The 15,308-nt window shown below is 38.5% G+C and carries 11 protein-coding genes; 2 read left to right on the plus strand and 9 right to left on the minus strand.

Going from position 1 to position 15,308, the window contains the following annotated elements; translation table 11 throughout:
• Window positions 1-122 precede the first annotated feature (122 nt).
• Entirely contained in the window at window positions 123-1,475 is a 1,353-nt protein-coding gene (locus AQ505_RS14690; RefSeq protein ID WP_062551033.1) for a Gfo/Idh/MocA family protein, read from the minus strand.
• Window positions 1,476-1,920: 445 nt separating this feature from the next.
• Between AQ505_RS14690 and AQ505_RS14695 the strand changes: the two genes are divergently transcribed.
• Entirely contained in the window at window positions 1,921-2,940 is a 1,020-nt protein-coding gene (locus tag AQ505_RS14695) for a LacI family DNA-binding transcriptional regulator (RefSeq protein WP_062548873.1), read from the plus strand.
• A gap of 78 nt (window positions 2,941-3,018) precedes the next feature.
• On the plus strand, window positions 3,019-4,098 hold the full coding sequence (locus AQ505_RS14700) for a phosphotransferase enzyme family protein (protein ID WP_062548874.1): 1,080 nt from the start codon (window positions 3,019-3,021) through the stop codon (window positions 4,096-4,098).
• On the opposite strand, the gene AQ505_RS14705 is transcribed toward AQ505_RS14700, so the two are convergent.
• The 8 genes from AQ505_RS14705 to AQ505_RS14735 form a co-directional block, all read right to left on the minus strand.
• Complete coding sequence (locus AQ505_RS14705) at window positions 4,043-5,758, minus strand: GMC oxidoreductase (RefSeq protein ID WP_062548875.1); 1,716 nt, start codon at window positions 5,756-5,758, stop codon at window positions 4,043-4,045. The genes AQ505_RS14700 and AQ505_RS14705 overlap by 56 nt on opposite strands.
• A gap of 14 nt (window positions 5,759-5,772) precedes the next feature.
• Complete coding sequence (locus AQ505_RS14710; protein WP_062548876.1) at window positions 5,773-6,270, minus strand: gluconate 2-dehydrogenase subunit 3 family protein; 498 nt, start codon at window positions 6,268-6,270, stop codon at window positions 5,773-5,775.
• A gap of 84 nt (window positions 6,271-6,354) precedes the next feature.
• Entirely contained in the window at window positions 6,355-7,488 is a 1,134-nt protein-coding gene (locus AQ505_RS14715) for an SGNH/GDSL hydrolase family protein (RefSeq protein WP_062548877.1), read from the minus strand.
• An 88-nt stretch (window positions 7,489-7,576) separates the two neighbouring features.
• Window positions 7,577-8,773, minus strand: a complete 1,197-nt coding sequence (locus AQ505_RS14720; protein ID WP_062548878.1) for a hypothetical protein — start codon at window positions 8,771-8,773, stop codon at window positions 7,577-7,579.
• 78 nt (window positions 8,774-8,851) lie between these two features.
• Window positions 8,852-10,426 (minus strand): serine hydrolase, encoded by a 1,575-nt coding sequence (locus AQ505_RS14725; protein ID WP_062548879.1) that lies wholly within the window; start codon window positions 10,424-10,426, stop codon window positions 8,852-8,854.
• 129 nt (window positions 10,427-10,555) lie between these two features.
• The gene (locus AQ505_RS14730) at window positions 10,556-11,458 is read right to left on the minus strand and encodes a metallophosphoesterase family protein (protein WP_062548880.1); all 903 of its coding nucleotides are present in this window, start codon (window positions 11,456-11,458) and stop codon (window positions 10,556-10,558) included.
• 214 nt (window positions 11,459-11,672) lie between these two features.
• Window positions 11,673-11,822, minus strand: a complete 150-nt coding sequence (locus tag AQ505_RS26400) for a hypothetical protein (protein WP_157262379.1) — start codon at window positions 11,820-11,822, stop codon at window positions 11,673-11,675.
• Between the two features lie 105 nt (window positions 11,823-11,927).
• Window positions 11,928-15,290: a DEAD/DEAH box helicase gene (locus tag AQ505_RS14735; protein WP_062548881.1), complete on the minus strand. Its 3,363-nt coding sequence runs from the start codon at window positions 15,288-15,290 to the stop codon at window positions 11,928-11,930.
• Window positions 15,291-15,308 lie beyond the last annotated feature (18 nt).

Consider the following 15,308-nt stretch of genomic DNA (forward strand, 5'->3'; position numbering starts at 1 on the left):
AAAAATCACTTGCTCCTTTTATGAAAATATGAGGATTGAAGATTTAGTAAATTTGGAGAATTTTGACACTAAATTAATTCAGCTTAAAAATCCTCCAAAATTGACACTAAAGTTCAATTAGATTAATAATCGTCGTTTAAGGCGAAAATTGGTTTTCTAGTCATCCAGCTGCCACTAGTAAAATCAGGGAAATCAACTGTTTCATTTCCTAATTCTATAGACTGCTCACTTAATGGCGTAATTGCACTCCATGCTGCAGCATCATAAACATCCATTGGTGTAGGTTCATTTCTTTTTGCTGCTTCAATGAAAGCATGAATTACGAAGAAATCCATTCCGCCATGTCCTGCACCTTGTGCATCATTGCCATATTTTTTCCAAAGTGGGTGGTCATATTTATCTAACCAGGCTGTGGCAGGGTCCCATTGGTGGGGCTTGCTTACTCCTTCTACGTAGACACTTTTGTTCACATCCATCCATAGGCCTTTAGTTCCCTGAACTCTAAAACCCAGTGAATAAGGTCTTGGAAGATTTGTATCATGCTGTAAAATAATGGTTTCGCCATTGGCACAGTCGATAGTAGTCGTTACAATATCTCCTAAACGGAAGTTTACTTTCGCATTTGGATGACTCTCGCCACCTTTTTCTACGATATAATTATGTAGGCCTCTTGATTTAGTAGCAAAGGAATTCAATTTTAAGAATTTATTACCTCTGTTGATGTTGATACATTGTGCCACAGGGCCGATTCCATGAGTTGGGTATAAATCACCATTACGGTGTACTGAGTGGTTTGTTCTCCATTTTGCTTCAGAGAAACCTTTCTCATTAAATTCTACACCACCACCATAAGGCCCCTTACCATCGTTAAATTTAACCTCTCTAAGGTCATGCTGGTATCCTCCTTGTAAGTGCATAATTTCACCGAATACACCTTGACGTACCATATTTAGCGCAGCTAATACGTCTCTTCTATAACAAACGTTTTCTAACATCATCACATGAGCATTGTGTTTTTCTGCTGCTTGTACTACATCCCAGTGGTCCTGAAGCGTAATCCCTAACATTACCTCAGTAGCTACATATTTAAGACCAGCCTCCATAGATTTGATGATCATCGGTTTGTGCAATTCCCATGGTGTAGAAATTACAATCGCTTTTAATCCTTTTGTTTCCAAAAGTTTCTTCCAGGCATGCTCATCACCAGTAAAAATCTTTGGCATTGGTTTACCTGATTTTGCAATCAGAGCTTTAGCCGAATTTAGCATTCTTTCGTCTACATCACAGATCGCTACTAAATCCACATCATCTCTTTTCAATAAAAGATCAAGGTGATTTTGGCCTCTCATTCCCACTCCAATCATTGCTACCTTAATCTTTTCACCTTTAGCACTCGCAAAAATAGATTGCTCAGGTAAAACAGTTATAGCTGCGGCAGTAATCCCGCTATTTCTAACAAATTGTCTTCTATTCATAATATTCAGTTCATTATATATGTTCGGTTCAAAAGAATCGGTATTATGATATCCATACACGATTATCCGATTACAAGGTATAGACTATATCCAAAACCCCTGCACATCGCCCTTCAAAAAATACACGCAAACGTTTGATATTTTAATATTATAAAATTTAAAAAAGAGAATTCCTAAAAAACAGAGTCCTTTAATGTATTTGTAACAATTTCATGATCGTTTTACGAGACTAATCTTACACAATTCACCAAAATACGCTTATGAAGCTCAAAAAAACGATATTGACCTTAAAAAAATGTCCGCTTAAACATGAATTCAGGCTTGTATTTTCAAACAAACGTTTGCGCACATTTTAGACCTAAGCATCAAACAATTGAGTTTTACATGAATTGTTTTTTAAAAATAATTGAAGGTTATTGAAAGTTTATGCCAATATTTGAACATCATGTCTGATAAACCAACCACGATAAAAGAAATAGCCAAAATACTCAAGATTTCGGTTTCTACCGTTTCAAGGGCTTTAAATGATCATTCCAGTATCGGTTTAACAACAAAGATGAGGGTCAAGAAGCTCGCTACAGAGTTAAACTATGAACCAAATCAGAAAGCGATACAATTTCTACAGGGAAAGTCACATATTATAGGTGTGATTTTACCGGAATTATCTGAATCTTTCTTTTCTACTGCCATTAGCGGCATTGAGGATGTTGCCTATAAGAGAAATTATACGGTATTACTTGCGCAATCACATGATGATGCGGATCGCGAAAAGCTGTTGGTAGAAAAAATGAAAACACAGCGTGTAGATGGGCTATTGGTCTCTGTTTCAAAAACAACCAGTACCTACGAACATTTTGAGATATTTAAAAAGCTGAACATCCCAGTGGTATTCTTCGATCGGATTCCCCCTATTAAAGACATCCACTATGTGGCTTCAAATCTGGAGAATGGCACTTATGAAGCGGTCAACTTTCTGCTAAAGAAAGGACACCGTACTATCGGGATGATCAATGGACCTACCACACTGGTAGCCAGTCATGAGAGAAAGGAAGGTTATATTAAAGCCATGATTTCTAACCGCTTGAAATTCGACCCATCTTTAATCGTTAGCTGTGATCTTTCTGAAAGCGGCACAATTGAAGTAATGAATACCATGCTCAACCACAGACGTAAGCCGACGGCCATCGTAACCTTTAATGATTACGTTGCCTTATTTGCGATGAGACATACCCGTTCTCTGGAGCTGGAAGGAATTGACTTCGTCAGCTATGCAAATCTGCCCATCATTAACTATATGGATTATACGCCGATTGCCTCTGTTGAACAGTTTCCATATAAGCAAGGAAAGAAGGCAGCAGATATTCTAATTGATCTGATCAACAGACCGAAAAATGAAACAGGAACGGAACAGGCTTATTTTAACGTAGTTGTGGAATCAGAATTGATTATTTCAAATATTAAGTAATTTTGCGCAAACGTTTGCTCAATGGTTTAATCACATAAATAATTACGTTTGAATCTGTAACCAATCTTGAAAAGACGCATGTTCGAAAATATCTTACCATTGTATGGCCTGAATTCTGATGATACGACTGTTAACCTATTTGGCGATGGCCTAATAAACCATACATGGAAAGTAACTGCCGCTGAGCAAAGCTATATCCTGCAGAAGGTAAATACTGATGTATTTAAAGAACCCTCAAATATTGATAAAAACCTTTGTCTGTTAAAAGACTTTTTAAATAAGAAAGATCCGGAATATCTATTCGTTTCACCTATAAACTCTCTATCAGGAGCATCACTACTGAATACGCCTGATGGATATTTTCGAATGACGCCATTTGTAGAAGGTTCTATTTCTTTAAATGCCCTCACAAAAAGAGAAGAAGCTTATGAAGCTGCCAAGCAATTTGGAAAGTTCTCCGCTCTACTCGCAGACTTTAATGCAGAAGAACTAAACATCACTATTCCTGACTTTCATAACTTGAATTTAAGGTACGAGCAGTTTAAAACAGCCTGCGCCAATGCCAATCCGGAACGACTGGAGCAAGCAAAGGAATATGTGGAATTTATCAACGAACACAAAAGTATCGTTGATACCTATATGGACCTGGTAGCGAATAAAGAAGTTCCTTTAAGAGTAATTCACCACGATACAAAAATCAACAACGTACTTTTTGATACACATAATAAAGGCATCTGTGTGATTGACCTGGATACAGTAATGCCGGGTTATTTCATCAGTGATATTGGTGATATGATGAGAACCTATTTATGTGCTGCAAGTGAAGAAGAAAATGATTTGAGTAAAATCAGCATCAGAAAAGACTTCTTTAAAGCCATTTATGAAGGTTATATGGAAGAAATGGCTGATGTATTGACTAACACTGAAAAAAAATATTTCAGCTATGCAGGAAAGTTCATCATCTATATGCAAGCGATTCGCTTTCTTGCAGATCACCTACAGAATGATATTTACTATGGTGCTAAATATGAAGGACATAATTTTAACAGGGCAAAAAATCAAATCGCCCTGTTAAAAGAATATTTAAAAATGGAAGAAGAGCTTACAGATCCCCTTTCTTCATCGAAAGAACCGCGTAATCAACCGCACGCGCTGTAAGCGCCATATAAGTTAATGATGGGTTTTGTGTTGACGTAGAGGTCATGCATGCCCCATCAGTAACGAATACGTTCTTACAATCATGTAATTGATTCCATTTATTGAGTACAGAAGTCTTAGGATCATGCCCCATTCTGGCACCACCCATTTCATGAATATCTAAACCTGGGGCTTGTCCGCCATCATTTACCTGAATATTTTTAAATCCAGCTTCCGTAAACATCTCGGTTAGCTGCTCGAGGTAATCCTTTTTCATTTTTGCATCATTATCGTCATAATCGACAGAGATTTTCAGCAATGGAACACCCCAGGCATCTTTTTTATCCGCATGTAATTTCACATAATTACTTTCTTTAGGAATCGTTTCTCCCATCATGTGAGAGCCAACTTGCCAGGGACCCAAATTTTTACTTAATAATTGTGCTTTTAAAGCTGTACCTAACCCAGAAGTATCTCTTTCCGTATTTCTATAGGCAGAGAATCCAGCGGCATAACCACGTTTAAAGTTCGTTTCTTGTTTCAGCAAATTTCTAAACCTCGGAATATATCCACCACCGGCGGGATTCCTGCCATCAGTAGTAAATTCTTTTAATCCATCGTATTCCGCACCGATCCTTGCACTGTAATTGTGAAAAGCTACATATTTCCCTAAACTCCCGCTGTCATTTCCTAATCCATTCGGGAAACGCGAAGAAGTAGAATTCAATAAAATCAAATTCGTATTGATGGCAGCTGCATTTACAAAAATCACTTTCGCAAAGTATTCCCGAACTTCCTTGGTATTCGTATCAATCACCCGAACACCGGACGCTTTCCCTAATTTCTCATCATAAATGATTGATTCTACTACCGAAAAAGGTCTTAAAGTCAAGTTCCCTGTCTTTTCTGCCCATGGTAAAGTAGAGGAATTACTACTGAAATAGCCACCAAATGGGCAACCTCGCTGACATAAAGTACGATTTTGACATTTCGCCCTGCCCTGATCAAAATGAATCTGTTTAGGTTGAGATAAATGTGCACAGCGGGCACTGATCACATGACGGCCTATATATTTATCCCGCATGGTATTTCTGAAATAATCTTCTACAGCATTTAGTGGAAAAGCTGGAAGGAAATCACCGTCTGGCAGTGATGCCAAACCATCCTTATTACCGGAAATTCCAGCAAACTGCTCCACATAAGTATACCAGGAATCAAGATCCTTATATCTTATCGGCCAATCTACAGCAAAATCATCACGTAAAGGTCCTTCAAAATCCAAATCACTCCAACGTTGAGTCTGTCTAGCCCAAAGCAGCGATTTACCACCCACCTGATAGCCACGAATCCAATCAAAAGGTTTCTCCTGCACATATGGATGCTCCTGATCCTTGACAAAGAAATCCATTGCATCTTCTCTGAAGGCATAACATTTACTAACCACAGGGTTTGCTTCACGAATCGCAAAAGTAGGTTCTCCACGATGTTCAAATTCGTAAGGGTATTTATTCGTGGTCGGATAATCTATGATATGTTTAACATCTTTTCCTCTTTCCAGAACCAAGGTCTTCAAACCTTTTTCTGTAAATTCTTTAGCTGCCCAGCCACCGCTAATCCCAGAGCCAATTACAATGGCATCATAGGTATGTTCTTTAATACTATCTATGTTTAAGTTTGACATTTCTTTGCTATTAATTAAGCTGATTTAACCCGAAAAAAACCATTGTACCTGCCTGGAACAAGTTCCCAAATCACAAGATTGCTCATCACGTATTTAGAATTGAGATAGCCATCAATCGTTTTCCATTTCATAAACTTGAAAAACTCAATGGTTTCTTCTGAAAGCCCGGCTTTAGCAGTATTGGCATCCGTCACCAATTGAGCAAGTGATTTGCTATCCAATCCCTCAAAATTTTTCAAGCCCCCCATAAATTGCTGGTGCCTTTCTGGGCCAAAGCAATCGTCAAGCATCTTTAGTACATACAAATGGAGGTTCAGGTCTTTAGCTCCGGAAGTATCAGTTTTAGGAATAATCAACTCGGCAATCTCTGCAAGCTGACTTTCTTGTGCGGCAGAAATATCGAGGTTTTTGAGCTGGATAGAGACTTTCCCTCCTTCTCTAAAACAGGAAGGCAATAGTGCCATTCCCCCTGCAAATATTAATACCTGTTTAATGGCAAATCTTCTGTTCATAGTTCATTTGTGTGGCGCTAAAATAATCCAAAATTTGGAACTCTCCTAAGCTTATATAAAAGGTGGTTAATTTAAAAATTGTGCTTAATTCACGAGAAAGTGAGCAATACGAGCCGAATTCCCCTTACTGTTTTCATTTTTACTTCCGCTGATTGTTAATTTAAGTTCATGATGCCCATGGGCTAAGTCATTGCCTAACACAAGATACCATGGCAAATGAAGAGACTTACTCCATTTGGTATATAAATCAATTTTCTGTTCTGGTTTACCATCAATTGAATAATTAATGATGCCGGCATCAGCACCAGAAACAACAGCAATACCTATGGCATTTCCTTTAAAATCAAGTGTCAATTCCGATCCAGGCTGCGTGGAAACCAGCATAGGAATGTGCACAAAACCTTTACGGGTATTCGCTCCATCATCTGGTTTCCAATCCTTTTTTACCGACCAGCCATTGGAGAGTTTTGCATTCTCCACACCTACATAATGACCGTTTTCAAAACTGTCACCGATTAAAGAGGGAGGCAATTTAGTTGCCAGCCCTTTCTTTAAGCCAATCTCATCTTTTAACAAACGTTGTATCGCTTTAAAATAAAGATCTTGTCCAAACGGCGAAGGATGTAAATCTTTGAAATCTTTTTCCCAGCTAAATTCATGATTTGCCAACCTATCGCTCACTGCTTTTGCGAGATTAATAGATGGTAAACCGTAGTGTGAGGCCACCAGTTCATGATTATGTACCGATACTGGTATCTTTCCTTCAGAGTAAGCTTTTGTTTTATCAGGATCTGCAAAAGACATCAGAACAATGTCCATTTTTGGCTGATGTAGTTTAGCATTTCTAACTATACCTTCCAAAGCGCGGATTTGAGTGAGGCTGTCTGTCCCATTAACTTCATCATTTACGGCGGCTTCAATAAATAGTAAATCGACCTTCCCAGAATCAAGTACGTCTTGCTTCAAGCGAAAAGCATGAGGCAAACTTCCTAATGATGGGATTCCAGCCGCGATAAAATGAAACTGGGTTTCCGGAAAACGGCTTTGTAGGTCTGCCGATACTTTATCTCGCCAACCTGGATTGTAAGTAATAGATCCACCTAAAAAGGCAACCCTGGCTTTTTTACCCTGCTGAAAAACTTTAACCGCATGAATTAAGCCAGCTCTATGCTGAATATAGTTGCCGTCATCCAATGATTTTACTTGCCCATAACACATAATTATACTGCACAGCAAACTGCTGCAAAAACACAAAAGCACCTTGTTCATAAATTTTCAGAAATTATTCAGCTATTAAGATAAGAATTTAATGGCTTGGATCATACTGGTAAACAATCTGATAAGGAATGTTTTTTAGTTTAGCCGAAATTGTACCAATCGGCAGATCCTCCTTTTGTGGCGTAGGTTCACACACGGAATACAACTTTCCTTTATAGACAATTGCATCGCCAATTGGCTGATCAAACTGAACGCCCATAGTGATGTGTGTAGGATAAAGCATCGCAATCATTGGCAAATTGTAGATCTCCTTTACAAGATAGAAAAATAGGGCCACACGGTCATCACAATCACTATGGCTTGCAAATAATGTCTCTTCCGGTGAAAGACGTTTCTCTGCGCCATAATTCTCTTCATCATCCTGATAAAGAAAAGCATAACGGGTAAAACGCATCAGGTAATCCACACCTTTCTTCTGACTCATCCCCTTTGTATTTTTCTTCAGTAAGGGAATTAAAGAGCCATACGTTTCTTTGCTTAAAGGAATGTTAAAATAAGTTTCAAAATCTACTCCTGGATAATTGGCAAATATGGCCTCTACATCTTTGCTGAGCTTCACATTGAAGTGGTAAGCTTTATGTTTATATACAAATTCTAATTTCTTTTCCAGGTAATTTTCTGGCTTGAAATCAGGCAGTTTGGTCACTTTGTAGGAAAAAGATTTCGTAGCTTCAGGAACCTTTATCTCTACCGGAACAGGCGGATCAAGATTGAGGTCTGCTTTAGGATAGTCATGGTAATTCAGGCACATGTATTTCTTTTTATCCACCATAAAAAAGGGGATATCAGTAATATCTTCATCATTAAATACGTAGAAAATGATCTTATCTTTACTCAATGCCAAACGGGCATCATAACCTGATTTTGCCAGCAAGAACCATTTATATAAAGTATAACGGCTATAATTCACTAGTTTAGGACTCAATTGCTCTGCAGTCCTTCTGATCAATTGATAGTACAACCAATCATTTAGTTCCAGTTTTTTTTTATAAGCTAAAAGGGAATCTATAATAGGTTGATAATCTCCAGAGTTCAAACGGCTGTAAGCCTGTTTAATAGAAGTCGTAGAAAGTTCCGGAGCAATCACAACAACCGAGGTATCCAGTGTGGTATGGAATATTCCCCCATAAAATTCAAAGGAAATATCTTGCTTACCCTGGCTATAACTAGTACTCAGCGTAAACATTAAAGATAAAGTCCCGAATATTTTTAAGAGATGGCCCATAACCCAAGGATTGCTTCCTATTAAATATACGTAAATTTAATGTTAAGCTATAGGTCAACTCAAATTTCTAATGATTTTTTACTGTTCTGTAACTTTGCTCCCTGTAACCTCCTCCGTCCTGACAAAAAAATACGGCTTTAACACTCCTTCAAGTTGAGTTTCAAAACCATCAATACTACCAGATGAATTCATATGGAATTGCACATTAATACCAGCGGAGCCTTTTTCAGCATTCAAGCCTTTCTTTCGGTCTATAATAAATAGCTCAAAGATGTCATAATTAGTATGCTTCAACCAAACCGTGCGCACACTGGTTTTTGCATAGAGAGAATCGTTCTTCATGTAAACTTTCATAGTACCATACGCAGGGTAATTATAGACCCCGGCATAATCTGCTAGAGGATGTGTAACAGGATGATCCTGAGTTTGGATCGTTTCTTCCTTTTTCTCAGCTTTGGCAATCGTTGCTCTTTTATCCGCCGACTTTTTAAGTTGACTATTCCAATCCTGATATTTAAGATGCAGTAAGCGGTCGCTGATTATATTTTTCACTATTTCTGGCACATTTGAAACGTTCTGATTACTAAGTACCACAATGCCTAAACTATCTGCAGGAAAAAAAGTGGAAATAGCCGAAAAACCATCAATATTACCACCATGCTCCACACGATAGTGTCCCTTATAGGAATCCATGAACCAGCCTAAGCCATAGTTTGCAAAATATATATTTGAAGCGTTCTTCTCCGGTAATCCTCCATCCAAGATCGCTTGTGAACTGATCGCCTGCTTGCGAAAATCTACAGGAATAATCTCTTTACCTTCATATTTCCCGTTATTGATCCAGGCCATCATCCACTTCGCCATATCATTCACATTACTATTAATTGCACCGGCAGGTGCCATCCCGGAAATATCATAATAATCCAATAAGTCTAAAGATTGATCAGGTTTTACGCCATATCCAAATGAAACCTCCTTACTTTTTAACAGTGCAGCCAAGCTGGTATTTGAATGGGTCATCCCCAATGGTATAAAAATCTTTTCATTAATTTGATTCGCCCAGGTTTTACCAGTTAATTTGTCCACTACAGCACCCTGAGCCATATACATGAAATTATTGTACTGCCATTTTTCTCTTAAACCTGCAGTGGGTACCATATATTTAATACGCTTTAAAAGATCATCCACTGAAGGGGTATTAAACATATACCAGGACATATCGAATCTGGCCAGCCCTGTGCGGTGACTCATCATGTCGCGAAGATTAATATTTTTGGTCATCTCCTCATTATAGAATGTTAATTCAGGTAGGTAATTCTTAACAGGCTGATCAATATCAACTTTGCCTTCTTTTTCCAATTTTCCAATCAGAGTGGTCGTAAAAGCCTTTGTGCAAGAACCAATCGGAAAAATAGTATTTGGCGTAACGGGCAGCTTATTTAACGCATCACGGTAACCAAAACCTTTCGCATAAATTACTTTATTTCCCTGTACTACAGCCACTGCGAAACCCGCGGCATTCCAGGTTTTAAGCACGCATTGGAAAGCAGTATCTAATCCATTAAATCGACTATCAGCTTTAACAGTTCCTTGCTGAGCTACCGCATTTAAAGACACGATACTTAGAAAAGCAGCGACAATTTTTAGTTTCATTTTGAAATACAATTGAATAAGAGGTGCAATAAATTCAATACTTATTTATCCGAATGAGACATTCAATAATAGCTAAAAGTTACAGGGACACTTACAATATTCTTATATGAAAACTGAAGCTAAGTACCGCTACCTCTTTTTTGTAAGAAATGAATACGTACCTATTAATTTCCCTTTCATATCCATTACAGAAATTTTCAATTCTTTAGCCGTTGCTTCCCCTTTAATGTAAGTTGCAAACTCCTCTCCTTCCAATCTAGGACCACCATCGATCAACTGAGGCAGTAACGCTGTCACTTTGGTTTTCTCCCAATCCAACCACTCTGATGAATTCATAATTTCTCCTGGTTTTACAAATTCGTAAGTATGCGTATGTCCTGAGATCAAAAGATCAACCTTATGTTTTTTAAGAATTTCCAACCATTTGTTTCTTGAATCTGGAGAGTCCCAGCCAGTTTTAGTAAACAATGGGATGTGTAACAACACTACATTGAATGCTGAGTTTTTCATTTCTTTTTTACTCAATACCTGATCTAACCAAATGGCTTGTTCATCACTGTAAGGCTCAAAACGTGTCCTTCCCCTACAATATTTATGCTGATCCGGCTTATCTTCCACCGTATCCAGAACGGTAAAAGCTACCGGACCATGTATAAAATGATAATAGTAAGATCCGTTTGGAACGGAAAGATACCTGCTCAGCTGTGAAGCCCAATTCCCTCTCGTATCGTGATTTCCTCGAACGTAAACCAAAGGGGTTCCACTCGTAAAAGGTAGTTTTGTAGGATTTAAAAGTGCGGTAGTAATCTGTTTTTCTGAAGAAGAATCATTGATCTGATCACCATTCCAACATAAAAAATCTGGTTTAAAATCTTTATTGATCTGCTGAATTTTATCCAGCACTCCTTGATGTTCGCGGGTATCATTGATGATTCCAAAACTGATCTTTTCAGCTCTGGAACTTAAGGTTTTGAATTGTTGAACTTCCGTCCTGAATACGGCTCTGACTTCTTGGGCGAGTGGAGTTTCCATACAAGCTTTATAGAAATAATTAGTCCCAGGCTAAAGACCTTTCAGGATAACTTTGTGCACCTGAAAAAAACTGCCAACCCATTCTGCTGCGATTCTGCTTTCTGAAGACACTTTTCATCTGTACCATACTCGACCCAGCCTACGGCAGGCTGGTCAGTTTGCCAAACAATCGCAATGGTATCGGAATAAGGAGACATTACCGTTGGAATATCAATCATTTTACCTCGTTATCGACATTCTTAAGCATCTCATCGATAGGTCTATCTGGAAAACTAGCGGTAGAGGCTAAGGCTTCTCCTACCACTCCAATATGAAGTAATGCGGCAGTGGTCATGCCTGATTTCAAAAAAACTCTTCTTTTCATGTTCGTGTTTTGGAGGCTTGAGCTCCTCAGCACAAACTAGGCAGAAATCGCAATTCATCAAGCCGAAAAATCTATCAAATTTCACACAAACGTTTGCATTCCTATTTAACTGAACAGCCCCAACAAGTCCGTTTTAGATAATGATTTATAGATAGAATGATCTGTTTTGATGAGGTCTTTGACCAGGTCTTTTTTCGAGGACTGCAGTTTCATTATTTTCTCTTCAATAGTATCAGGACAAATCAAACGTACAGCAATTACATTCTTTTGCTGCCCGATACGATAAGTACGGTCGATGGCTTGATTTTCAACTGCGGGATTCCACCATGGATCTACCAAATAGACATAATCTGCCTGGGTAAGATTTAACCCAACTCCTCCTGCTTTTAAGCTGATTAGAAACACCCTTATTTCCGGATCATTCTGAAAAGAATCGACCACTGCTTCCCGGTTTTTTGTCTGCCCGCTCAAGTAAGCAAAACCAATCCCGCGGTCTTTCAACTCTTTTCTAATCAAGTCCAACATGCCCACAAATTGCGAGAAAACAAGAATTTTATGTGCTGAAGATTTATTTTCAATCTGCTCCAGCAACACCTCCATTTTAGCGGAAGAACTGCCGTAAAACTCATCCTCGCTCAATAGCGCTGGTGAATTACAAATCTGCCTTAACTTAGTAATGCCTTTTAAGACGTTCATCGTGTTACTAGCTACTTCTTCGTCTGTTTGATTGGTCAGGTAATCCCGAATTTCCTTCTCATAACCATCGTATACTTTGCGCTGATCAGCCTCCATCTCACAATAAATCACCATTTCTGTCTTATCTGGTAATTCTTTTGCTACTTGTTCTTTGGTTCTTCTCAACAAGAAAGGACTAATGCGTTGCTGCAGTTGTGTGGCCGCTCTTTTGTCTTTAAACTGATCGATCGGCGTAGAATAAATCTCTCTAAAATGCTGCTTACTACCCAGTAAGCCAGGACAAGCAAACGACAATTGCCCATAAAGGTCAAAAGTGTTGTTTTCAATAGGCGTACCTGTCAATACTACCCTATTTCTGGATTGCAATAAACGAACCGTTTTATATCGCTGGGATTCTGGATTCTTAATAGTTTGCGACTCATCTAAAAAGACGTAATTAAATCTATAGTCTTTTAAAAACCGGATGTCCGTGAGCAAAGTACCATAGGAGGTAAGGATCACTTCATACTGATCAAAATCTTTATGGCTTTTAATCCTATCTGCGCCATAGATTGTCATTACTTTGATAGATGGTGCAAACTTTTGAATTTCTTGTTGCCAATTGAAGATCAAGGAAGCCGGCACCACAATCAAATTAGTATTGTGATGTTCCTTTTCTCTTTGTGCAAGAATAAAAGCAATGATCTGAATAGTCTTTCCAAGGCCCATATCATCTGCCAGACAAGCGCCAAAGTTAAATTCATCTAGGAAACTTAGCCAGTTCAACCCTTCTTTTTGGTATGGTCTAAGCGTCGCGTTTAATCCTTCCGGAACCTTAATAGAGGTGATCGTACTTCCAGAACCAGAAAGCTGGCTTTTATACATGGCCAGCTGATCTTTCACCGATTCGTCCAGTACCTGAGCTTCATAAAGCTCTTCTATAGCTGTAAAGCTTATTCTTGGTGTTTGTATGTGCTCTTCTACCACTTCACCAGCATTAAAATACTTGCTGAATTTCTCAATCCATTCGTCAGGAAGAATTCCCATCGTCCCATCATCCAGCTTTACAAACTTGCTTTTGTTGCGGATAGATTTGTGTAAATGTCTTAAAGAAACCACCTGATTGCCATATTTCAACTTCACCGCGGTTTTAAACCAGTCTATTCCGCTCATCACATGGATAGAAATATTGGCTTTATAGGGATTGAGATTGTTGTCTTTCAATTTATTAAATCCCAGGATATTGATGTTTTTATTCCGCCATTCTTCAAAAGCATGAAGAAACCACTGATCCTCCAGCAGCCTGGTTTTATGCAGATAAAAGCAATCGTTACTCTCCATCTGATCCTCAAAATAAGGATGCTGCCTCATGATATTAGAAATAAACTGAAGTTCCGTCTCCGTATCTCTTTTCAACGTAAATAAATTACCATTTTTATCCCTCGACTGGATTTGCTTCCTCGATAGTACTGGTATTTCCAGGCTTCCATAACGCATAACCGGAGTCAGCAGTACAAAGTCTTCAGATTCGGAAAGGTAGATAAGCTGCTCATTCTCTAGGTCAAAACCTTTTTCTTCAATTTGTTTTTTTGTAGCAGGTTTAAGGTAATCATAAGTCACCTTGATTTTATTTTCTAACTTAGCAAGAATCTCCTCCTGAAAAGCTTCGAATTTAGTATGGTGGATCAATATCCTATCATGGTGTTGCTTAAAGAAATCAATCACCCTCAAGTAGTTAGGGTTATCAATCAAATGCAAGCATTGGTCTATTTGTATAAAATAATTGTATTTCAGCTGAATATGATCCAATGAAAAAACCGTTCCATTGAGTGTGAGTTTCCCATAGACTTCATAAAATTCATGCCTCTGACTCACATGAAGTGCCATATCTACATTTAGCGTGTTTAATTTTATTGGAATGATCGCATTAGCAGTCATATTAATCGACACTTTGGTATCGTGTAAAAAGACCTCCATTTTCAGGGGATTCTTTGCCACAGCCCTAAGTGCATCCAAATCTGAATCAGCACGATCTGCATTGTAATTGTTCTGAAATTTTAGTACACCGCTAAAGAACTTTATCGCAGCATTGTCTTCTGCTTTCCAAAGCAAATCAGAAGGACAGATGGTTTGTATTGGGTTCTTAAACTTGCCCTCAAGTGTGGTTTGTGCCTCAATAATCTCTAACGTTAGATGACTGTAGAAACGATGCTGGCCGAATACGAGCCCCATTTTATGTCTGGCTTTTAAGCCCCCAGACACCGGTAATTGTAATCCTTCTTTTGGAAGTAGTTTTTTTTTTAGGTCTTGTTTACTCTGGCCAGTTAAGGGATATAACTCCCTCATTTTAGCTTTAATTTGTGTCTGCCCTTGCTGGTATTCCAGTTCAAAAAAGTCAGTCAGATTGGTTTCAGTTTCTAATCCATAATCTTTCGCTTGCAGCAGCATCCTCTCCTGCCGCAATTTATAATCGAAGAAAAGACGTAAAGAAGGCCTGTTCAAAATATTGTGCAGGGCTTGAGCCTGGTGACGGCATAATTTAGGATTTACAGCTGAACATCCGCAGGTAATGACTGTTTTACGGTCTCTTTGACTGATTCCCACACCCGGAAATGGAATACTGCTTCCAGGATCTGTAAAAAAAACAACGTCAATGTCTATGTGCTGCGGAACTAGGTCATAAAACCCCTTTACTCCCGTATCCACCCGATCATTGACGTGTTTTAGTATATATAAATCTGTTAATTCTGAGAAATCAAAATCTGCTAATATGTATTCTTTTCTAACCTCCATTTGTTCCGGCAATTCCAA

It is taken from the genome of Pedobacter sp. PACM 27299, assembly GCF_001412655.1.
Taxonomy (GTDB): domain Bacteria; phylum Bacteroidota; class Bacteroidia; order Sphingobacteriales; family Sphingobacteriaceae; genus Pedobacter.